The following is a 19433-nucleotide window of genomic DNA, read 5'->3' on the forward strand; positions in this document are numbered from 1 at the left end:
CGGATCCGAACCACCCTCACCCTGCACCCCACCATCCTCGTTGACCCGCCCCTACGGGCCGGGTCAACACACCGAGTTATTCAGCAGTCTCCTAGACGGTCATCGCCCTCGGCCGGCACCCATGGGCAACCAGCAGAGTGGCTACTCCGACCGTGTTCAGCTATCGCTCCGATCCGAGCTTCGAAGCCTAGCGGCAGTCAAATGGACTGGAGGAGGACGACGTGGACCGATCGGTCACCAGATTGTTCCCGACAAGGGACAGTGACCGCGCTGGCAGTCTTGCACTTATTAGTACGAGATCGTAATATCCGAAAGCGTGAAGTCCGAATTCGTATCACCGGATCGGTCGGTGCTGCTGACCCTGCAGCGCGCGACCCACGCCACCGTGCACCTGATTGCCGCCGAACTCGTCGACCTCGATCTGACCGCCTCCGAGATCAACGCACTGGCCAACCTCGCCGACGGACGCGGCCGCACCGTGTCCCAGCTCGGCGCCGCCATCGGCGCCCGCCCCACGACGCTGACCAGCGTGCTGGACCGCCTGGAGCGCCGCGGTCACATCACCCGCAGTACGCACGCGGGCGACCGACGCTCGGTGTTGATCGAGCTCACCGATTCCGGGCGTGCGGCGGCCGTCGTGATCGGGCGAGCCCTGGCCGATCTCGAGAACCGAGCGCTCAATGGCCTGCCCGGCGAGGCGATCACCGGCTTCTACAAAGTCCTGGACGCATTGATCAGGGAGGGGACATGACCGCACACGGCCACAGTCCACAATCCGGCCACGGCACGAACGAGGAATCCTCGCCGTTCACGGAGCTAATGGACGAGGTGATGGCTACTGCCGAGCGTTTCGGCCACCGCGAGCACATCCACCTGACCTGGATGGCGGTACAGCGTTACGGCACTGTTGCTGCGGTGGATCTGGTCAGCGACGGCATCCAGCGCACCGCCCGGTACGCGGGCGCCCCGCAGAAGTACAACGTGACCGTGAGCCGGGCTTGGGTCGAGCTCGTCGGTCATCACACAGAGGAAGCAGACACCGCCGACTTCGACGTCTTCCTCGACCGGAATCCCGCACTGCTGAACAAGAAGCTGCTCACCCGCTTCTATCGACCCGCCACGCTGGCAGGCGTCCCGGCCCGGAGCGGCTGGATCGAACCCGACCTCGCCCCCTTTCCCTGGCGGCATGTCGGGACGGATGGCGCGGCGCACATTTCCGAGTACGAGTGATACCCCGGCGCGTCGCCGCGCCAACCTGGGATCGCCGACTGGTGGAATCGCATATTCGACAGTCACGAATTCTCGGACACCGGTCGGCGGTCCGAGATGCCGCCGACGACACCGGCTCCCGCACCGCCGGGACGGGAACCGACGACGCCGTCCGTGGATAGCCGATTTCGAAACCGGTGGGGTGCGAATGCCCGCGCCCCACCGGCATGGCCACCGTCTCAGGTCAACCTGCAGCCGTTGCCGCGCAACGTATTCCAGCCATCATCGGTCGTTCCCGCCAGGGGTCAGCGCGGCGGCAGATACCCGACCAGTGCGCCGCTGATACGACGCGCACCGGCACACGGTTCTTCTGGCGCACCGGGCTTCAGATTCCGCGTGACGAATATGACGGAGCCGCTCGGCACCGCAATGTTGACGTAGCACCCGATGTTGTTCGTGTCCTGGGCCGCACGATACTGGTTAGCGGCCCGGCCGCCGACCTGCACTTGACTGAAATCCCGGTAGCGCCCGGTCTGCTGGAAGTCCTCCACCATTTTCCGGGTCGACACGATCGTCAATTCGGAATTGCCCCCAACCGACTGCCATCGGCAGTTCTTATCGGTACCGGGTCCGGTGGTCGCCTCCTTGCTGTCGGCGCGGAATCCCTGCTTGGTGATGTCGGCGTCGGATATCCCGCAGGGGTCCAAGAGCTCACCCCTTGTGCCCCGACCCGTGGTATCCGGGCTCTCGCTATCGGCAGACGTGTTCCCGCCCCCGCTGTTCGAGGCCCCGCCCCCGGCGTTCGAGTTCCCACCCCCGCTGTTCGAGCTCCCGCCCCCGGCGTTCGAGTTCCCACCCCCGCTGTTCGAGCTCCCGCCCCCGGCGTTCGAGTTCCCACCCCCGGTGCTCGGGCTCTCACCCCCGGCGGACGTGTTCGCACCCCCGGTGGATGTAGTCGTGGCCGCGGCGGTTGCGGCCGCTGCCTTCGTGCTGCTCGCGGTCGACTGACTGCCGGTGGAACTGTCGTTACACCCCGTGAGCAACACCACAGCTCCGACCGCCACGGCCATGGCACCCATCGACTTCTGTCTACCCGGCATTCGTAAATCCCTTCACTGCCACCCGTTTTGGGGGAGCAACAACCTCCCTTGGGCTTCCACCCTACTGGCGGCATCGACACCTCCTATGCCCCCAAATGAAGGGTGTAACAAATGCTTAGCCGACCGCTATCGCCGCAGCGTGTGCCTAACCCCAGGGCTCGGAGACAGCGTCTACGCGGTGATGGAGTCGCACTACAAAGTCATCGGAGACTTCCAAACCCTCTTCCGCACCGTCCGCAAGCGCATCACCGGTATCGACACCGAGCAGGCGGCGAATACCAAGACCTGGTAGCGAATCTGCCGCAACAACCACCCGCTGGAGCCAAAATCTCAGCCAACGCCATTTGTTTCGATAGTATGTTCGACTATCATGGCGGCGACATTCCTCCTCCACAAGGAGGTGCCGCCGATAGATTGAACCGAGTGGCTGCCCCATGTGGCGGGTGACGTAACGGTTGGCTGATCCACTTTCGGGTCTACCCATCAAGAGGGCGGAGTCGGCACTCGGATCACAAGATCATGGGCGCCCTGGCTGGGATGTCACCGCGAGATATCGAGCGGAGTCGGCGGCGGCGTGAGCGATCGTGCCGCCACCTTCTTCCAGTGGTTACGCCCCTTTCCGGCTATTCGGTTCCCCAGGGGCCGGGTTTCTGGCGGATGCTGCCCCTATCCCGATTCGGCGCGCTGCTTCAAGCCTCGAGATTCCAACTCGAGGTAGCGACGGGTGAGGCGCGCAGTGGCCCACCCGAACAGCCGTCCCAGCGAGCCTGTCTGGTCGATGACGAGGCGGACGGTGACCGAGCCGATCCGGTCGATCAGCTCATGGCCTGCGGTAGTGGTGACACCGGGACTTGTCGCACGCCAGGTGAAGCTTCTGCCTGAGATCAGTTCCGTGACAGTCCAGATGGCCGTGGGCAGCCGAGGCTGGCGGACCTCGGCCCGGCTGCCGACGGTGAACTCGCCGCTGTCCAGGCGTCGCACACTGCGTATGGATTCGGTCCATTCCGGCCAGGTCTCGACATCCGTGAGGATCCGCCAGACCGTTTCGGGGCTCGCATCGATATCGATGGTGATCTCGAAGTGCATGACATACGAGCGTGGCACGAATGCGTACGCTCCGCCGGTAGATGTTCAAAACCGAAGTCCCGACCGTGTTAAGGGGTTCCGGACCGTCAGAGACCGCTATTCGTGTAGTCGCTGTTCATCGGGTTGAGGTTGGAGCGTCGTCTATTTCCCGCAGGGACCGTTCATCGGCATCTGCGCAGTCGTGCAACAGGTCGATCCCGGCCGCGCCAAGCTGCGTCTCAACTTCAGTGAAGGCGTTGTCCATTGCCTCCAACGGACGCCTTTTTCTTCATCGCTCACCACAACAACGCAGCAATGGGTGGCATGAAGGTCGACCCCTCGTTCCGGTGGAACCCGCACGGCACCACCATCAAAGCGACCTTCGAGCCGCAGCGCTCCATGGGCTGCGCGCGAGCCACGCCGCCATGCTTGCTGGAGGCTGCCGCCGCATCCCCGATCCCGGCGGCAGCCTGACGGTGCATCCTCGCTACTTGAATTGGATTATCTGGAGGTAGTTCCCGTCGGGGTCCACGAAGGTCCCGAAGCGGCCGGAGGGGCGATCCTCACCGGGAGCGAGCCAGTCCACGTCTGCCGCCTGCAGCCGCGCCTCGATGGCGTCGAAGTCCTCGACATGGAAGTTGAGGATCATCCGGCCCGGCTCGTTGTTCTTCGTCCCAAGGTCGTCGCGCTGGTCGATGACCAGCAGGAAGCCGCCGAGATCGATCGGTCCTTCGCCGGTGTATTCCGGCGCGAGCGTGCTGCGGTACCAGTCCCGCAGTTCCGCGGGCCGGGTGCTGCCGAGCAGGATGCTGCCCGGTTTCAGTGCGACGGCCTGAGGTGAGCGCTCGGCGCGCAGCACGGAGGCGGCGTCCTGATGGGCCGGGGCGTTGCCACCCTCCTTCGGGTTGGGTTGTCCCACCCCGGTATTGATCAGATTCCGCAGACTGCCGCCGATATAGCCACCCCATGCGTTGGCGCACACGTCGTAGCACTCGTACTGCGGAACCAGACCCACGTGGGTGAAGCGAACCTCGGCGCCACCGTCGTTTTCGGAGATTTCGAAGACGATCTCGGTGCCCTTCCATTCGGCCTGGTCTTCGATGAAGTTGAAGTAGTTGTCCAGGACGAGCCATGCGACCTTGCGGCCGGGCACCAGCTCCGTGACGCGGATCTTGCATCGATGCACATCCTGGTAGCGGTGGACGAACTCGCCGCCGACCTGATCGGTGACGCCCTCGGCATCCTCCGACCACCAACCGCGGACATTGACGATGGCCTCGAAGGTTTCCTGGGGAGTTCGATCCACCAAGAAAGCGGTGGTGAAGTTCTGCTTCGCATCTACTTGCATCATGCAAGCGAGCATAACCACAGCAACTTTCATGACGCAAGTGGGTTCGGTAGACTGGTTCGCATGCTCGGGAAGACCTACGACTCGCAGGTGTGCTCGATCGCGCGCGCACTGGAGGTGATCGGCGAACGCTGGAGCTTGCTCATCATTCGTGATGCCGTGTTCGGGGGTTCGACCCGTTACAACGACTTCCAGCGCAGCCTGGGCGTGGCGACCAACATTCTCAAGACCCGCCTCAATGGTTTCGTGGAGGCCGGAATCATGGTGCGCCGCAAGTATTCCGAGCAGCCCGACCTGTATGAGTACCTACTGACCGACAAGGGGCGTGCGCTCGCACCCGCGCTGGTCGCGCTCACCGAATGGGGCGACGAATGGGCGACCGACGGCGAGCCCCCGATCCTCTACACCCACTCGGTATGCGGCGCGGGAATCACCCAGCAAACGGTGTGCGCCGACTGTGGTCGCGTGCACGACCCTGCCGAAATCCAGGCCAAGATCGGCCCCGGGATGCCGCCCGAACGCATACCGCAAAAATCTTGACATTCGGGGCGCGCTACCGCCGGCACCGCAATCCGGTCGAACGGGCTTCTCTTGGCCAGAAACCGTGCCACACCGCTGGCCAACGAGCCTCCGCACACGTGATAGCACGCCGAGCGGCATGAGATGCGCGGCCAGGTATGACGGATGGCGTCAGTGACGTGGATCAGCGTGGTGAATTCATGGGAGTGAAGGCTGGTTGGAGTGCTGTGCATCGGCAAGGTTGGTGGAGTGAGCCAGCGCGTTGTACAACCAGTCGTGGGCTCGTCCTACAGTGACGCGAGTTCCGAAGAACTGTTCTGTCAGAGCCCAGTAACGGTGAATCCGGTGGTCGGAATCGGTTGCGTTGATCAGCAACTGCTCGCGGAAACGCGGGGAATCACCATCCCCTCGCGCGTGAGCATGGGCGTCGACGAACCGATCGAGTTCGCTTCCGGCGTGCGGTCGCACGCCCTCCGATACGAGTGGCACCACGTCCCTCAACACGTCGTCTACGTCGATGTACAGTCCGCGACAGTCGCGGATCAGCTCCGACTGATTTCGCCAGTATTGCTGTCGTACAGCACCATTCATGTCTGGATCGGCGACAAGAGCAGCCAACTCCGCATACGCGACGACCTCATCGATGGACGGATCAGCAGGCGGCTCCGGGACATTCCAGTACACCCACATGTCGATGTCGCGCCGGGGTATCGGTGCGAGGATGCGCCGCCAGAACTGGACGAGGCAATCGTGCACGACGCCACCGTCCTGCGCGGCGGCCAGCAACGCGAGCCGCTCGGCCCGCTGCATCGGGGTAGCCGTCTCGATGGCCCGCAGTGACGCCCGCCGCCACGCCAGCGACTTGAATTCGATATCGAGTCGCGCACTTTCGGTGGCGATGGCTTCGGCGATCGACCGTTCGCCGTGCAGCACATCGATGATCGAACTCAGCCCGAGACCGAGCGCGCGCAACCGCCGCACCAATAGCAGTCGTTCGGTGGCGCTGTCGGCGTCGAACATCCGATGCCCGCCTGCGCTGCGCTGGGATTCCACAATGCCTTCGTCGCAGTAGAACCGGATCGTTCGCACCGCGAGCCCGGTGCTGCGCGCCAACTCCCCGATGCTCACCAGCACACGGGATTGCGTGTCGTCCGTCACAACCTGTTGCACCTCCACCCCACTGGAACTTTTAGCGTACTGGGACTGCCGCTCGACCCCACCGAGGCACAGGGCCTCCGGCCGATGCGGATAGCTGATTGCACCGAGGAAAGGGTGATTCGTGGCTACCACGCAGGAAGAAATCGTCGCCGGCATCGCGGAGATCGTCGAGGAGGTGACCGGCATCGACGCTGCAGAGGTGGTGCTCGAGAAGTCCTTCGTCGACGATCTGGACATCGACTCGCTGTCGCTGGTGGAGATCGCCGTGCAGTTGGAGGACAAGTACGAGGTGAAGATCCCCGACGAGGACCTGGCGAGCCTGCGAACCGTCGGCGATGCGGTCGCCTACGTCCAGAAGATGGAGGCCGAGCAGCCGCAACTCGCCGCGGAGATGGAAGCGAAATACAAGGAAGGCCAGGCGAATTGAGCAGCGCTGCGCAGTCTCGCCCCGCGTTGAGGTGGTGAGCCGGTGATTGCTGATCCACAGTTGAATCCCGCCGCAGTTGAGCTCGGCAGCTTCTTCCGACAGCCACCGGACGCTGTATGGCGCGCGTTGACGGAGCCGGAGCTGCTGGAGCGATGGCTGCTTCGACCGACCGGGTTCGCCGCCTCGGTCGGAACCCACTTCCGATTCACCATCCCGGACTCGTCGATCAACGAAATCATCTGCGAGGTGCTGGCGGCCCGGCCGTGCAGGCAGTTGACGTACAGCTGGATGTATCTGCAGGCTGAGCATCCCGCCCGGTGGATTGTCGACTGGACACTGCAGCCGCAGGGGCGTGGCACACGACTTCTGTTGACGCAGACAGGTTTCGACGTCGAAGATCGTCGACAGAAGATGGTGCGCAACGCTACGGAGCGCAGTTGGAAGCGACTCGTTCTGCCGCGGCTCGGTGAGGTGATCCACCACTAACCTGAGTACGGAGATTGTGCAGACGCACCCTGACCGTCCCGCAGAATGCACGGAATTCACCATTACCGGGCGGCCGGACCTACTGCGCTCGAGCCAACCGTCAGAAGAAGAATGCCGACGAACGGCCAGGGCAGTTGGCGGGGTTGCTTCGTTCACTGCAGCAGCCGAGCATGCCAAGCTGCTGGCGAGGAGTGCGGAATCTCAGAACCGTGGCGGATCCGCCACGGTTCTGCCAAACGTTCTGAGATTCCGCCACAAGTTTTGAGACCCGTTCGGTCACAGCAAATTTCACTCCCACAACCGCGAGCACGGCAATGTTGGAAGGTCTTCGGTCACGTTGTCATCGACCGTGACAACGACCTCCGGCGATCCATGGGCCAGCTCATCGGCGACATTCTGGGCCTGTTCGGTCGACCCCTGATAGTCCAACCTCAGCGCACCGGATTCGATCCGGATGTGTCGCGGCCTACGCATGTCCACCACTCCCGTTCCGCTTACGGCCGAATTGCCTGGTAACGAGGGTGAATCCGCATCCGGGACCGATCCATATCGTGACCCGTTGGTCGGTATACGTTCGGTGTATATCGCACCGATGACCGGAGATCTAGGCTCGGTGCGTTCAGGGGCTCAATGCATCAAACAACCAGTTCAACCACTACGAGAGGAGACAACCGAACGATGACTGACACAGCGACTGCGCTCGCCCGAGAAACAAAGCCGCAGCGGCACAAGGTAACTGGCGACGTTCACCTGCTGCTGTGCCAAGGGACTGAAGTTCTGTTCGGCCAGCGCCAGAACACCGGCTTCGAGGATGGAGCCTGGCACCTGCCGAGCGGTCATCTCGAAGCCGACGAATCGGTGGTGGACGTCCTGATCCGCGAAGCCAGGGAAGAAATCGGCGTGACCATCGCGCCGGAGGATGTGCACTTCAGCCACATCATGCACAACTCGTCCTCAGGCGGGCGCATAGCGTTATTCTTCACCGTGGACACATGGCAGGGGGAGCCAACCAACCTGGAACCTGAAAAGTGCAGTGCGCTTGAATGGTTCGCGGCAGATGCACTGCCCGATCACATGATCCCCTACTGCCGCACAGCGATGGGGCGCATCGCGGCTGGCGACTCGTTCTCGGTCTACGGCTGGTAGATCACAGTGCCTCCGTCTAGCCCGGTGATATGCGTCAGCTACCTGGCGCAGGCGGAATTATGGACCGTGCCCGTATTCCCCCTCGCCAACCACGGAGCGGAAATCCGCACCATCGAATAGTCGGTAGCGGCTGACGGGCCAATGACAGCGGCGGTGCTCGCATCTCTGGGAGCACCGACCTGCTGATTGCCAACGACATTGGCGACGATGAGCACGGCCGAGGGGTTGCCCGCTGGCTGGAACAACGCGAGGTCCAGCGTGCCTTCGCGATCGGGCCTTTCTGAAGGCGCTAGCGGCTCAATTCGCGGGTGCCACACGGAGTTTGGGATCGGCTCCAGGTGAGTGCAGCGGGGTGAGCACAGTGTCCGGGTACACGACTTTCGTACTGGTCCAACGGAAGTCCAGTTCGTCATCGGTGGGGAACCACCAGGTCGCAGCTCGCAAGGGATTCCCACCACGAAGGAACAGATAGTAGGCCGTCGTCGGCTTGTCGTCGCTGTACGGACCGGGCAAGTTCTGCCAGCACATTCCGGGGGTATTCGCGAGTTCGTTCAACTTTTCGGCTTTCATGCCCGGGGTAACGACCACCATGGTGTCCCATTCGTCCTGGAGACCGGCGGCTCGGGTGATTTCCACCATCTTGACCGGCACCTCACCCGAAGCCGCGTGCCTCGCGGCGGTCAGAAGAGTGAAACCGCCATTCGGCGATGATCCGCCCGACCGCACGTCGAACGAAGCGCGACAGTCGGTACTTGCCGTCTCCTGATTATCAGCGGAGCGGTCCGGCCCACATCCGGCAGCCAGCAGCACCGGCACCAAACCGGCGGCGAGGGCCAGGGTTCCGATTCTCATCAGATGATCACTTGCTCCCGGGTAGCGGAATACCGACGCCAGCTGGTGATCCCGTCATCGCCTCGGTCACCCGATTGCTCCAGGTGATCTGTGGGGCGGGCAGTTGACTGCCATCGGCATTCGAAGTCTGAATGACTACTGCTTTGCCATCTTTGATCTGCTGTCCGACCAGCGCGGCCAATTCCTCCGGAGTGGCTTTGGGGTTGGCTGCCCCGATCGCGCGCCCGATTTCATTGTTGTAGAGGTCCATTGCTTCGCGTTGCGGTGTATTGCCGCCGGTCTTTTCGTGGGCCGTGGCGTACGTTTGCGCCCAGTCCTCACCGAATTGTTGCGACATGAGAGCGTTCCAGTACATGTGCCGATAGGCATCGCCTTGACCATCGGCTACAGAGTCCGGGTACTCCGCCAAGGCGGCATTTCTGGCCAGATCGGGGAGGGTGAGGGCTTTTGCGACCGCGTCGACGCCCTGGTTCTGCAGCAGGTTCTCCATGGCCGAGATCTCTTCGGAGGTCATCAGCGAAGGGCTCACGTTTATGCCGTTATCCTTGAGAATGTCGGCTGGCCACCCGACCGGCCAGAGTCTCGGCAGCCCGGTGGAGACATCGGTTTGATAGTCCTCGAGGATCTTCGCGAGCTCCGGATCGTCCGGCTTGACAACCAGACCCTGCTTCACCCGGTCGGACAGCTTCTCGATCTCCTTGATGTAGATCTCCGCGCCTTCCTGATCCGCCCTTTGCACGAGCGTGAAGGCCGCCGAGATGAAGTTGTCCAGACGTCGGGTGACGATTTCCTTCGCAACTACTGCGACATCACCGAACGGGACATAGTCGCTGTAGGTTTCGGCATTCGATTTGCGGGACTTGACGTGGCCGTCCTCGGTGACGAACAGGTCCCATCTCGACTCCTCGGCTTCGGCTTTGCGAGTGCGGATCGCCGCAATATTGGTTTCCAGGGTCGAGACCAGGGAGCTGAGCTTCAGTGCCATCTGTTCGATGACGTCCGAGGTCTGAATCGTGTCGGTGCGATCCTCCTGGCCGCGCCGTCGTGCCGCGTCACCCGCCGAACTGTCGAAGTAGTCGTCGGACTGCTCTATCGCATTTCCCGCTGCGGTGGCCTCGGTCTCGATGAACTTGTAGGTCTCGTTCATCATGTCGACGACCTGACCGAGATAGCGTAGGTCCCAGCCGAGCACTTTGGATATGGTCAGCGAATTGTCATCCGCCATCGTCAGCCCCCCAGCTGCTCGAGTTGGGCAGCCCAGTCGGCATCTGTCTGCTCATAAACACCCGCGGCAGTCTCCACGCTGTCGCAAAAGCTGCTCAGGCGGCGATTGTGGTATGCCAGCACGGTGTCCATCGCCTTCAGTGATTCCTCGACTTTGACGGCGAGGTTCGAACCGGCCATCCGCTCGCGAGCCAGATCACGGCTCACCTTCGCGATCGGCGTCTTCGTCGTGATCCTGCCCGCATTCATGCGTACGGACGTGGCGAGTGCGCGCATCTTCACGGGGTCGACGTTCACCTGGACTCCTCGAACAGTCGCACGGCTGCGGCTTCGGCATTGCCAAGTGCGGCACGGTGGCGGTCGATAATGAGGTTGGCCAGGTGCTCAGGGCCATTGTCCATCGCATAGTCGGCGATGTAGAGGTCGGTGATCCGACCACCGGCATCCGTCTCGATGCTCACGCTGCCGTCGCTGGAACGTGCGGAGCCGCGCACCGCCGCAAGTCGCTCATTGATCCGCTGGATCTCGAGCATTCGGTCACCGTTATTCATCGCTGTTCCCCCGTCGAGTGGTACCCGAGAGACTACCTAGATCGTGCCTCGGCTATGGCCTGGGGTGAGATCGGGCTCTAGTTGAGCGCTTGCTCGAGGTTGGGCCCTAGATCAGCCCTTGTGCGCGAGGTTGATCCGGGCTTCGCGGACGTGTCGCTCCTCGTTGACGGAGTCGCGGACACCAACCACGTCGCCGTTTCGGGATATGACCTCCACACCCTGACCATTGGAGGCGCCGTAGCTGCTCTTGAACCAAAGCACTCCGGAAATATCAACGGTCACTGCACTTCTCGTAGAACATGTTGTGAACTGAACGCGGCGAAGCGGAACGAGCTAGGGCCGCTTGAACCCGCCGTCCACTACACCAGTGGTGAAGGCTTCCCACTCACCGGGAGTGAAGACCAGCGCCGGGGCGGTGGGATTCTTGGAGTCGCGGACACCAACCTTGCCGCCGCCCAGGAATGCGACCTCCACGCACTGACCGCTTGTCTCGCTGTGAGTGCTCTTGAACCAGCGCGCCTCGGACAAGTTAACGTCCACTCTCGAATCTCCTTGCTACCTGCCGTATCAGGTCTCGCGGCGTTGGGCTGGTCAGGATGGAGCCGCTGTGGTGCTCGGTGTTGCGCGAGGCTCAGGCGTGGTGGTCGAACTCTCCGTCCGTGACGCCCGCGGTGAAGGCAGCCCATTCGCCGGGTGTGAAGACCAACGCCGGGCCAGTGGGGTTCTTGGAGTCGCGGACGCCGATCATGTCGCCGCCGAGGAAGGCGACCTCCACGCACTGACCACTGGACTCGCTGTGAGCGCTCTTGAACCAGAGCGCCCCGGATAGGTCAATATTCATTGTCGAATCTCCCTGCTACCACGCCAGTAGTGAAGGCTTCCCACTCACCAGGGGTGAAGACCAACGCTGGGCCGGAGGATTCCTTGGAGTCGCGGACAGCCACCATGCCGCCACCCAAGAATGCGACCTCCACACACTGACCGTTGGAGGCGCTGCGGCTGCTCTTGAACCAACGCGCTCCGGACATGTCAACGGTCACTGCTCTTCTCCTTCGCACCTGTTGTGAACCGAACTCAGCGAAGCGGAATGGGCTAGGGCTGCTCGAACTCGCCGTCTACCACGCCAGCGGTGAATGCTGCCCACTCGCCGGGCGTGAAGACCAACGCCGGGCCAGTGGGGTTCTTGGAATCGCGGACGCCGACAATGTCGCCGCCGAGGAAGGCGACCTCCACGCACTGACCATTGGACTCGCTGTAGCTGCTCTTGAACCAACGCGCTTCGGATAGGTCAACGGTCACCGTACTTCTCCTTCGCTACCTGTCGCAGCAGGTCTCGCGTGCTCTTCTCATCCAGTGCTATCCGTTGGATGAACTCAGCCATTTCAGTGTATCGCCCTACCAGCTCTGGCTTCTCGAAGTAAAGGTCGCTACTCATGCCACCGTCGAGGTAGACCACAGGCGGTTCGATCGGCTGTCCCTTGCTGTCCGTACCGAAGTCGAGGAGCACGAACGAACTTTGCAGGATGCCACGGGAAAAACCTGCCGAGTAGGGATGGATTCGGAGGGAGACATTGTCGAGCTTGCTGACCTCGGCAAGCTGCCGGAGCTGCGCGGCCATCACCCTCGGCCCTCCGACGATCCGATGCAAAGCCGACTCGTCGAGCAGTATTTCGAGCGCAAGCGGGGTGGCTTTTCGGGTGACAACCACTTGGCGGCGCAAACGCACCGCCACCCGACGCTCGATTTCGTCGCGAGTCCCGTCATGAAGGAACGCGCCGATCAACGCACGCGCGTAGTCCGCAGTTTGCAGCAGCCCTGGTACCTGCACTTGATACGACAAGAGTTTGCGTGCCGACCGTTCCAAGCCGACGTACATGTTGAACGCATCCGAGAACATCCCGCCGAGAGACGTAATGCCGTCCTCGTCCTTGGCAGTAGCGGCACGAAAGGCCAGATCGACGGCCTGCTTCGTCTCGCCGTCGTCCACCTCGTACAGCGAACACAACTCGCGAACATCTTGTCGCCGCGGTTTGACGGTGCGTCCGGTCTCTAGGCGCTGTAATCCGTTGTAGCTCAGTTGAACTGCCTTGGCAGCATCTTGGATCGCGAAGCCCCGCCCCTCGCGCTTCTCGCGCAGGAAACGGCCCAGCTGGCGACGCAGCAGTGTCGGCGATTCCTCGGACATCGAATTCCTCCCCACAGTGAATGCGCTTGCGCTCGAATTCCGAACACGGTTTAACAGCGCATTCGCATCCTGTCCAGGGGCTTTCGGCGAGTTCGTCTGAACATTCAGATTTCACTCGAGCAGGTATGCGCCCGGTGGTGTGCTCAACATGCGCTCGGAGAGAACTTTTCCCAGATCAGGAGTTGTTTTCAAGGCTCGGGCGCACTTACCACCGTCGAAGTCCCGGAGGTCGGCACGTGCCGAATCGAGAACTGCCGCAGCGTGATCCGTTCGTCGGCCCGCCAGCCGCCTACCGCGGCGCGCCAGCCGATGTGGTCGAACGGCTCGCGGATGCGGTACGCGAGTGGGCCGTCCAGCCCGTACCCAACCAACCGTCCCGGTGCCGGGGTGACAGGTCCCCCGGCATCGGGCGCACCATCGGCGAGGTCTCGTAATGCGTCGAGATGCCTTGCGCACCACGCGAACCCAGGACGGCGGCAAGGTCGCGGTCTGGCAGTTGATCAGCAGTTCCGCGCGTGTCCTGCGGCTACAGCTTCCTCGTGCGTCGTTCACCGCCTACCGTCTGCCATCGCGCACGACGCTGCCGAGCGCTCAACCCGGCACGATCATCTTCGATCCCTACCCCGACCTGGCCGACGCCCGGGAACTACTTCCCCAACACGAGGATCTGTGGAACGTCCTGCGCGACGACTACTGGGCCGCCCTCTTGAGCTGGGCCGATGTCCCGAACTCGTTGGAGCCGTGACGCATATGTCTCGGCCACCGCGAAAGGAAATCGCCCCTTCAGTCAGAGCGCTGCTCGTCGCCTTCCACCAAGAAACTTGGTTCAAGCTCGAACTCGCCCCGACAGACAGCCGCCCGCTGTGCCACAGTGCAGACGGCTCTCTATACTAGGTCGGCGAAGACGGCTGGCCCATCGAATACAACGAAACGCGCCCTGCTCCAATGGATTAACGTCGCGCTGATCGACTGCACACCTCGCATAAGTTGCAGTTTGTCCGAGGTCGTCACTACTTGGCGGGGATGCCACTGCTTGTGCGACAGCCGCCGCAGGGGCTGAGATCTGGGCCACGCGGTGGCTTAGATCTGGGGATTGCGGTCGGTGATGACTGGGCCATGTCAGGGCTCTTGCCCAGCCGGGCAAATCAGCACTTGCGTTGGAGTGCACTCCAACTTTTAGAGTTCGGGGCATGACGAACACACAGGCCCCTACCAGCAATGATCGCTTCGAGCGCGGACTGGAGCTGCTTCGGCAGGTCGGCGGAAAGGAGCGGCCCGCGGTGCTGGACAGCCTCGCGGATATCGCACCGGACCTCGGGCGGCTGACGGTCGAATTCGGGTATGGCGACATTCTCTCGCGGCCCGGACTGACCTTACGGCAGCGGCAGTTGGCGACCGTGTCGGCGCTGGCGGCGCTCGGAAATGCCGCGCCACAGTTGCGGTTCCACATCGACGGGGCGCTGAATGTGGGCTGCACGCGGGAGGAGATCGTCGAGACGCTCATCCATGTCAGCGTGTACGCGGGGTTCCCTGCCGCGCTCAACGGGCTGGCCGCAGCGCGCGAAGTATTCGACGCCCGCACCGATCTCCCGGCCCCGGCCGAACCGGCACCGGCCCCGAGCGGTGACCGGTTCGAGCGCGGGAGCGCGAAGCTCGCCGAGATCGATGGGCACGCGGGCGAACAAGTAATCGACTCGCTGCGCGATATCGCACCGGATCTGGGGCGCTACATCATCGAGTACAGCTTCGGCGATATCTACTCGCGACCGGGCCTGGACCTGAAGACCCGCGAAATGGTCACCATCGCCATGTGCACCGCACTCGGCACCGTCGCGCCACAACTCGGCGTACACATCCACGGACTGCTGAATGTCGGCGGCACCGAGACCGAGGTCGTCGAAATCATCACGCAGATGGTGGGTTACGCCGGGTTCCCCGCCGCGCTGAACGGAATCACGGTGGCGCGTGCGGTTTTCGCCGAGCGCAACTGACGCCCTCAGCGAGCTGGTTCCGGCAGCAAAGCGGCCAACGCGATCGCGACGACGGGTATGAAACACAGTGTGGTGAGGACGGCTTGGGGACCATGGCGATCGGCAATGGCCCCGAGCACCGGCACGAACAGTCCGCCCGCGCTGACCGCCAGACCCAATGTCACGCCCGCGGCGGTTCCCGGCCGCGTCGGCAGATAGTCCTGCCCCAGCTTGACGAATACCGCGAACGGCATGTTCACAGCAATACCGGCGAGGGCCGCGGCGACCGATCCGAGTGCGGGATTCGGGCATATGCGCAGCACGACCAATGCGGGAATCGCTGCCGCACTGCCGATTTGGACAGTGCGCAGCATACCGATGCGATCGGCGATCCGGCCGCCGACCAGCGTTCCCGCGACACCGCCGACGAGAAATGCGGCCAGGGCGACTCCCCCGAGCGTCCGCGACGCCCCGAGATGATTGATCCAGTACAGCGCGATGAAGGTGTTCATACCGGAGTACATGGCCGAGCGAACGACCTCGACCGCAGTCAGCACGAAGAACGGCAGCCAGCGGTCACGTCCATCGATTCGCCTCGGCGCCATGGCGTTTTGTGTGCGTCGCTGCTGGTGCCGCCACAGCACGAACCCCATCAAAACCGCTGGCGGGATGAACAGCGCGGTAGCCCCGACACCGAGTGATACCAGTGCCGGTGTCGCCAGCGCGGGTGCGAGGAAGAATCCGGCGCTGCCGCCCGCCGCGAAGAAGCTCATGGCGCGGGCACTGTCACCCGCCGCCGCGCGCGCATCGCGTCCGGCGGCCGGATGGAATGCGGCCACACCGAGTCCGGAAAGCAGCAGCAGCGCCCACACCAGTGGATAGGTCGGCGCCAACCCGGCCAGGCCCGCCCCGAGTCCGGCCACCGATACCCCGGCCGGTGCCAACCACAACAAGCGCCATCGATCGGCAAGCACACCCAGAATCGGTTGCGGCAGTGCACTTCCCAGTGTCGCGGCCAATGCGAGACCGGAGGCCGCGACGTAGCTGTAATCCCGTTCCAGCACGAAGAACGGAATGCTGGCGGGCACCAGCCCCTGATAGAAATCGTCGACCATATGCGCGATGGCCCAGTGCCGCATGCGCTGCCAGTCCGATACCGCCGGTGCGGCCTCGACTGTCTCCACCATGACCTGTCCCCTCTCGTCGTCCGCAGTCAGCGTAAGAACGGTCGGGTGCGGCAGACTTCCGATAAAGTGCCAAAATATGTCGCTTATCAGCCATAGTCTCGGCGCGCCGACGGCGACCGGCGATTTACCCGGCGGATCACAGATCGACCGGCATCGGCACACCGAACATCAGATCGTGTACCCGAGCGCGGGCGTCGCGGAGGTCCGCACCGATGCGGGCAGCTGGATCGCACCCGCGGACCGCGCCATCTGGATACCGGCCGGATGCTGGCACGAACATCGCTTCTACGGCCCCACCCGATTCCATTGCGTCGCTTTCCAACCCGACCAGATCACCCCTGCGGACCAACCGGGCATCCGACCACCCGACGCCGAATCGCCGCGCGATGCCGCGGTCATAGCGGTGAACCCGCTGCTGCGCGAACTGGTCATCGCCTGCTCGGCCCCCGAGGACCTGCCCGCCGACGAACTCGCCCGCCTGCACCAGGTGCTACTCGACCGCATACACCGCAGCTCCGCACAACCCCTGCGCCTACCCGCCGCCGAGGACACCCGACTGCGCCGAGCCTGCACATTGGTGGAACGCGACCTCACCGCGGTGTGGACACTGGCCGAGCTCGGCAGACACGTCGGTGCGAGTGAACGCACCCTCGCCCGCCTGTTCCGCACCGAACTCGCCATGACCTATCCGCAATGGCGCACCCAGCTGCGCCTGCACCGCGCGGTGCAGCTGCTGGCCGAATCACTTCCGGTCACCACCGTCGCGCACCGCTGCGGCTGGGCCAGCGCCAGCGCCTTTATCGATGTCTACCGTCGCACGCTCGGGCACACGCCCGGCGCCTACCAACGACGCCACTGAGCATGCTGCGCACCCGATCTCGGTGCGGCGCTCAATAATTGAGCGCCGCACCGGAACCCCTCATCAGGGCATCGGGCTACTTCTCGGCGGTGCGCCGGAAGCAGTGTGCGGACGCGGCCAGGTACTGCCGACAGCGGGCGCCGTGGCCAGCGTGGACAGACAGGATGAAACGGGCTCGGTCGTCGCTGAGACCCACTGGTTCTTGACCGCAATCACGGCTCTGCACCAGCCACAATTCCCGGATATCCGAATGCAAAACGTCCATTGTTCACCTCCGCGAAAAGATAAGTGCACCCGGCACCGGCAACCCCGCCGAAGCCCGCCTTCGACGCTGTTGGATCGGAGCAGCGTCGGGACCGTGCGTCGGACCACGGAGAGTCAGCGCCCCCGAAAGGGTTTGGGGCACAAACCCGGTGCCGGGTACCGCTTCAGCGTGCACGTTGCGATTCGATCGATAACAGAGCCGAATGCGGTAAATGCGAGTAATTTCCGATTGAATCAGCCTGGTACGAGGAAGCGGGACCTATGGTTGAGGTCGACTGGACCGGCGAAGACGTACACGCTCTTCGCATGGCGATGAAGCGAAGTCGCTATGAGTTCGCGCGCTTGGTGGGCGTCACCCCGCGCACCGTGATCTTGTGGGAGAACGGCCGGACAACCCGGATGCATGCCGCAAGCCGACGTTTGCTCGATCGAGTGCTATCGGAGGCCGATTCGGTGGTCATCGCACGATTCGAACGCGCGATCGCGCCAGGCGCACTGACAACCCGTGATATCGGAGATGCGAGCGCGGCGCTCGATCGGATACAGCTCGGTAGGGACATCGGGCTCGACAAGGAAGTCGAGGATGACGACGTGAGAAGGCGATTACTGCTGGCCTGCATCGGCGCGGGCCTGGCGGGGCAGGCGGCCGATATGGTCGCCAGCGAACCGGAGAAGATGCTCGCGACCCTGGACGCCGGGTCGATGAGCGAGCGGCGGCTCGGCTTCTTCGAGCAATCCGTCCAGGCCCTCGGCGCCCGGGTGGTGCAGGTGCCGCCACACGAGTTGCTGCAACTCACGCTCGACCAGTTCCGCGCGGTCCGTGGCAGTCTCGCGGAACGCCAGGCCACGCACCATCAAATCCGACTGGTCCGTACCGCGGGCCGCCTGGCGAATGTCGTCGGCGAAATTCTGTTCAATGAGGGCCATTTCGGTCAGGCGCAAATGTGGTACACCACCGCAATTCACGCCGCTCAGGACATCGGCGACCGCTATTCCGAGGACATCGCACTGGCGGGATTGGCGTATTTACCCACCTATAGCGATAATCCGAAGGAAGTTTTGAACCTGCTCGGCCCGCGCCTCGAAGAAAATCCGGGCCACGGTCCGGCGGCGGCCTGGCTGTGGGGAATGGCGGCCCGCGCACACGCCAGTCTCGGCAATTTCGACGGCTTCGCCCGCAGTATCGCAAGATCGGAGCAGGCGCTGGAAAATGTTCCGGCAGACCAACTCTCGATCGGCATCTTTTCCTTCCGCCCGGAGAAGCTGGCCTTCTATCAGGCCATCGGCTACTCCCGCCTGGGCCGCACCGCGGAGACCGCCCGCGCCGCCGCGCGAGCTATCGAACTCTACGACCCCAGCGAGACCATGGAGCCCGCGCTGGTCCGGTTCGAACACGCCACCGCCCTGCTCGGCTCCGGCGAGGTGGACGAGGCCTGTGCGGTGGCCACCCGCGCGATCACCAACGGCCACACCTACGTCGGCCTCACCGTCACCAAGCGCGCCGAACAGTTCGACTCCGCACTGTCGACCTTCCAGGGCCGCGCCGTCGCCGACTGGCGCCAACAAGCACGAATGATCATCAACTCCCCGCGCACCCGAGCTTGAGGGCGGGGCGCACCGGTCGGCAGGGGGGATGTGGGACCGGCGCGCCCCACCTATTCAGTTGGCTTCGCGGTGCATTGCGGCGATCAGGGAATTCGGGCGCATGTCGAGCCAGTGGGATTCGACGTAGTCGAGGCAGGAGTGGCGGGGGGCCGCGCCGTGGGCGATGGTCCAGCCGCCGGGGACGGCGGCGAAGATCGGCCACAGTGAGTGCTCGCCCTCATCGTTGATCAGGACGTAGAACTGGGCGTTATCGTCGTCGAAGGGGTTGGTCACGGGAA

The 19433-nt window shown here is 63.4% G+C and carries 28 protein-coding genes; 11 read left to right on the plus strand and 17 right to left on the minus strand.

Translation table 11 applies throughout. The features are described 5' to 3' along the window. Positions 1-316: 316 nt before the first annotated feature. On the plus strand, positions 317-751 hold the full coding sequence (locus ABZW16_RS27370; protein ID WP_354958929.1) for a MarR family transcriptional regulator: 435 nt from the start codon (positions 317-319) through the stop codon (positions 749-751). After that, positions 748-1230, plus strand: a complete 483-nt coding sequence (locus ABZW16_RS27375; protein WP_354958930.1) for a hypothetical protein — start codon at positions 748-750, stop codon at positions 1228-1230. Before ABZW16_RS27370 ends, ABZW16_RS27375 begins: the two co-directional genes overlap by 4 nt. Positions 1231-1514: 284 nt before the next feature. Here the strand turns inward: ABZW16_RS27375 and ABZW16_RS27380 are convergent, their stop codons facing one another. The 3 genes from ABZW16_RS27380 to ABZW16_RS27390 form a co-directional block, all read right to left on the minus strand. Then, positions 1515-2309 (minus strand): DUF3558 domain-containing protein, encoded by a 795-nt coding sequence (locus tag ABZW16_RS27380; protein ID WP_354958931.1) that lies wholly within the window; start codon positions 2307-2309, stop codon positions 1515-1517. Between the two features lie 666 nt (positions 2310-2975). Next, positions 2976-3395, minus strand: a complete 420-nt coding sequence (locus ABZW16_RS27385; RefSeq protein WP_354958932.1) for an SRPBCC family protein — start codon at positions 3393-3395, stop codon at positions 2976-2978. 466 nt (positions 3396-3861) lie between these two features. Then, positions 3862-4725: an SRPBCC domain-containing protein gene (locus tag ABZW16_RS27390; protein WP_354958933.1), complete on the minus strand. Its 864-nt coding sequence runs from the start codon at positions 4723-4725 to the stop codon at positions 3862-3864. A 60-nt stretch (positions 4726-4785) separates the two neighbouring features. Here ABZW16_RS27390 and ABZW16_RS27395 point away from each other — a divergent pair, with 60 nt between their 5' ends. Then, on the plus strand, positions 4786-5262 hold the full coding sequence (locus ABZW16_RS27395) for a helix-turn-helix domain-containing protein (protein WP_354958934.1): 477 nt from the start codon (positions 4786-4788) through the stop codon (positions 5260-5262). Between the two features lie 177 nt (positions 5263-5439). Here the strand turns inward: ABZW16_RS27395 and ABZW16_RS27400 are convergent, their stop codons facing one another. Beyond that, a complete protein-coding gene (locus tag ABZW16_RS27400; RefSeq protein WP_354958935.1) occupies positions 5440-6399 on the minus strand; it encodes a MerR family transcriptional regulator in 960 nt (319 codons plus the stop codon). 121 nt (positions 6400-6520) lie between these two features. Here ABZW16_RS27400 and acpM point away from each other — a divergent pair, with 121 nt between their 5' ends. Continuing rightward, entirely contained in the window at positions 6521-6826 is a 306-nt protein-coding gene (gene acpM / locus ABZW16_RS27405) for a meromycolate extension acyl carrier protein AcpM (RefSeq protein WP_354958936.1), read from the plus strand. A 42-nt stretch (positions 6827-6868) separates the two neighbouring features. Next, positions 6869-7312 (plus strand): SRPBCC domain-containing protein, encoded by a 444-nt coding sequence (locus ABZW16_RS27410; RefSeq protein ID WP_354958937.1) that lies wholly within the window; start codon positions 6869-6871, stop codon positions 7310-7312. A 288-nt stretch (positions 7313-7600) separates the two neighbouring features. Here ABZW16_RS27410 and ABZW16_RS27415 read toward each other — a convergent pair whose 3' ends face one another. Beyond that, entirely contained in the window at positions 7601-7786 is a 186-nt protein-coding gene (locus ABZW16_RS27415) for a hypothetical protein (protein WP_354958938.1), read from the minus strand. A gap of 204 nt (positions 7787-7990) precedes the next feature. Between ABZW16_RS27415 and ABZW16_RS27420 the strand changes: the two genes are divergently transcribed. Beyond that, complete coding sequence (locus ABZW16_RS27420; RefSeq protein ID WP_354958939.1) at positions 7991-8458, plus strand: NUDIX domain-containing protein; 468 nt, start codon at positions 7991-7993, stop codon at positions 8456-8458. 297 nt (positions 8459-8755) lie between these two features. On the opposite strand, the gene ABZW16_RS27425 is transcribed toward ABZW16_RS27420, so the two are convergent. The 10 genes from ABZW16_RS27425 to ABZW16_RS27470 all read right to left on the minus strand — a co-directional run bounded on the left by ABZW16_RS27425 (position 8756) and on the right by ABZW16_RS27470 (position 13270). Then, entirely contained in the window at positions 8756-9310 is a 555-nt protein-coding gene (locus tag ABZW16_RS27425) for a hypothetical protein (protein WP_354958940.1), read from the minus strand. A gap of 7 nt (positions 9311-9317) precedes the next feature. Continuing rightward, a complete protein-coding gene (locus tag ABZW16_RS27430; RefSeq protein WP_354958941.1) occupies positions 9318-10535 on the minus strand; it encodes a hypothetical protein in 1218 nt (405 codons plus the stop codon). Positions 10536-10537: 2 nt separating this feature from the next. After that, positions 10538-10831, minus strand: a complete 294-nt coding sequence (locus tag ABZW16_RS27435) for a type VII secretion target (protein ID WP_354958942.1) — start codon at positions 10829-10831, stop codon at positions 10538-10540. Then, complete coding sequence (locus ABZW16_RS27440; RefSeq protein ID WP_354958943.1) at positions 10828-11085, minus strand: YbaB/EbfC family nucleoid-associated protein; 258 nt, start codon at positions 11083-11085, stop codon at positions 10828-10830. The genes ABZW16_RS27435 and ABZW16_RS27440 overlap by 4 nt, the downstream gene beginning before the upstream one ends. 111 nt (positions 11086-11196) lie before the next feature. Beyond that, a complete protein-coding gene (locus ABZW16_RS27445) occupies positions 11197-11367 on the minus strand; it encodes a DUF397 domain-containing protein (RefSeq protein ID WP_354958944.1) in 171 nt (56 codons plus the stop codon). A gap of 51 nt (positions 11368-11418) precedes the next feature. After that, the gene (locus ABZW16_RS27450; RefSeq protein WP_354958945.1) at positions 11419-11625 is read right to left on the minus strand and encodes a DUF397 domain-containing protein; all 207 of its coding nucleotides are present in this window, start codon (positions 11623-11625) and stop codon (positions 11419-11421) included. Positions 11626-11716: 91 nt separating this feature from the next. Beyond that, positions 11717-11926, minus strand: a complete 210-nt coding sequence (locus tag ABZW16_RS27455; protein WP_354958946.1) for a DUF397 domain-containing protein — start codon at positions 11924-11926, stop codon at positions 11717-11719. Further along, complete coding sequence (locus ABZW16_RS27460; protein WP_354958947.1) at positions 11916-12125, minus strand: DUF397 domain-containing protein; 210 nt, start codon at positions 12123-12125, stop codon at positions 11916-11918. Before ABZW16_RS27460 ends, ABZW16_RS27455 begins: the two co-directional genes overlap by 11 nt. Positions 12126-12177: 52 nt before the next feature. Then, a complete protein-coding gene (locus ABZW16_RS27465; protein WP_354958948.1) occupies positions 12178-12384 on the minus strand; it encodes a DUF397 domain-containing protein in 207 nt (68 codons plus the stop codon). Next, complete coding sequence (locus ABZW16_RS27470) at positions 12374-13270, minus strand: helix-turn-helix transcriptional regulator (RefSeq protein ID WP_354958949.1); 897 nt, start codon at positions 13268-13270, stop codon at positions 12374-12376. The genes ABZW16_RS27465 and ABZW16_RS27470 overlap by 11 nt, the downstream gene beginning before the upstream one ends. Positions 13271-13506: 236 nt before the next feature. Between ABZW16_RS27470 and ABZW16_RS27475 the strand changes: the two genes are divergently transcribed. The 3 genes from ABZW16_RS27475 (at position 13507) to ABZW16_RS27485 (ending at position 15261) form a co-directional block, all read left to right on the plus strand. Then, complete coding sequence (locus tag ABZW16_RS27475) at positions 13507-13704, plus strand: hypothetical protein (RefSeq protein ID WP_354958950.1); 198 nt, start codon at positions 13507-13509, stop codon at positions 13702-13704. Next, positions 13704-14015 carry a hypothetical protein gene (locus ABZW16_RS27480; protein ID WP_354958951.1) on the plus strand — a complete coding sequence of 104 codons (312 nt, stop codon included), beginning with the start codon at positions 13704-13706 and terminating at the stop codon, positions 14013-14015. The genes ABZW16_RS27475 and ABZW16_RS27480 overlap by 1 nt, the downstream gene beginning before the upstream one ends. A gap of 445 nt (positions 14016-14460) precedes the next feature. After that, positions 14461-15261: a carboxymuconolactone decarboxylase family protein gene (locus tag ABZW16_RS27485; RefSeq protein ID WP_354958952.1), complete on the plus strand. Its 801-nt coding sequence runs from the start codon at positions 14461-14463 to the stop codon at positions 15259-15261. 5 nt (positions 15262-15266) lie between these two features. Here the strand turns inward: ABZW16_RS27485 and ABZW16_RS27490 are convergent, their stop codons facing one another. Beyond that, positions 15267-16427 carry an MFS transporter gene (locus tag ABZW16_RS27490; RefSeq protein WP_354958953.1) on the minus strand — a complete coding sequence of 387 codons (1161 nt, stop codon included), beginning with the start codon at positions 16425-16427 and terminating at the stop codon, positions 15267-15269. A 76-nt stretch (positions 16428-16503) separates the two neighbouring features. On the opposite strand from ABZW16_RS27490, the gene ABZW16_RS27495 reads away from it, so the two are divergent. Next, entirely contained in the window at positions 16504-17286 is a 783-nt protein-coding gene (locus ABZW16_RS27495; RefSeq protein ID WP_354958954.1) for a helix-turn-helix transcriptional regulator, read from the plus strand. A gap of 570 nt (positions 17287-17856) precedes the next feature. Then, positions 17857-19155, plus strand: a complete 1299-nt coding sequence (locus ABZW16_RS27500) for a hypothetical protein (protein WP_354958955.1) — start codon at positions 17857-17859, stop codon at positions 19153-19155. A 54-nt stretch (positions 19156-19209) separates the two neighbouring features. Here ABZW16_RS27500 and ABZW16_RS27505 read toward each other — a convergent pair whose 3' ends face one another. Beyond that, on the minus strand, positions 19210-19428 hold the full coding sequence (locus ABZW16_RS27505) for an MbtH family protein (RefSeq protein ID WP_354958956.1): 219 nt from the start codon (positions 19426-19428) through the stop codon (positions 19210-19212). Positions 19429-19433: the final 5 nt, after the last annotated feature.

It is taken from the genome of Nocardia sp. NPDC004604 (assembly GCF_040609795.1).
Classification (GTDB): Bacteria; Actinomycetota; Actinomycetes; order Mycobacteriales; family Mycobacteriaceae; genus Nocardia.

Bases quoted from the DNA above. Each gene is read 5' to 3' on its own strand.
- ABZW16_RS27395 (WP_354958934.1), top strand. From the start codon at position 4,786: ATGCTCGGGAAGACCTACGACTCGCAGGTGTGCTCGATCGCGCGCGCA.
- ABZW16_RS27385 (WP_354958932.1), bottom strand. From the start codon at position 3,395: ATGCACTTCGAGATCACCATCGATATCGATGCGAGCCCCGAAACGGTC.
- ABZW16_RS27440 (WP_354958943.1), bottom strand. From the start codon at position 11,085: ATGAATAACGGTGACCGAATGCTCGAGATCCAGCGGATCAATGAGCGA.
- ABZW16_RS27420 (WP_354958939.1), top strand. From the start codon at position 7,991: ATGACTGACACAGCGACTGCGCTCGCCCGAGAAACAAAGCCGCAGCGG.
- ABZW16_RS27500 (WP_354958955.1), top strand. From the start codon at position 17,857: ATGGCGATGAAGCGAAGTCGCTATGAGTTCGCGCGCTTGGTGGGCGTC.
- ABZW16_RS27485 (WP_354958952.1), top strand. From the start codon at position 14,461: ATGACGAACACACAGGCCCCTACCAGCAATGATCGCTTCGAGCGCGGA.
- ABZW16_RS27375 (WP_354958930.1), top strand. From the start codon at position 748: ATGACCGCACACGGCCACAGTCCACAATCCGGCCACGGCACGAACGAG.
- ABZW16_RS27390 (WP_354958933.1), bottom strand. From the start codon at position 4,725: ATGATGCAAGTAGATGCGAAGCAGAACTTCACCACCGCTTTCTTGGTG.
- ABZW16_RS27425 (WP_354958940.1), bottom strand. From the start codon at position 9,310: ATGAGAATCGGAACCCTGGCCCTCGCCGCCGGTTTGGTGCCGGTGCTG.
- ABZW16_RS27495 (WP_354958954.1), top strand. From the start codon at position 16,504: ATGTCGCTTATCAGCCATAGTCTCGGCGCGCCGACGGCGACCGGCGAT.
- ABZW16_RS27470 (WP_354958949.1), bottom strand. From the start codon at position 13,270: ATGTCCGAGGAATCGCCGACACTGCTGCGTCGCCAGCTGGGCCGTTTC.
- ABZW16_RS27430 (WP_354958941.1), bottom strand. From the start codon at position 10,535: ATGGCGGATGACAATTCGCTGACCATATCCAAAGTGCTCGGCTGGGAC.
- ABZW16_RS27415 (WP_354958938.1), bottom strand. From the start codon at position 7,786: ATGCGTAGGCCGCGACACATCCGGATCGAATCCGGTGCGCTGAGGTTG.
- ABZW16_RS27455 (WP_354958946.1), bottom strand. From the start codon at position 11,926: ATGAATATTGACCTATCCGGGGCGCTCTGGTTCAAGAGCGCTCACAGC.
- ABZW16_RS27490 (WP_354958953.1), bottom strand. From the start codon at position 16,427: ATGGTGGAGACAGTCGAGGCCGCACCGGCGGTATCGGACTGGCAGCGC.
- ABZW16_RS27480 (WP_354958951.1), top strand. From the start codon at position 13,704: ATGCGTCGAGATGCCTTGCGCACCACGCGAACCCAGGACGGCGGCAAG.
- ABZW16_RS27380 (WP_354958931.1), bottom strand. From the start codon at position 2,309: ATGCCGGGTAGACAGAAGTCGATGGGTGCCATGGCCGTGGCGGTCGGA.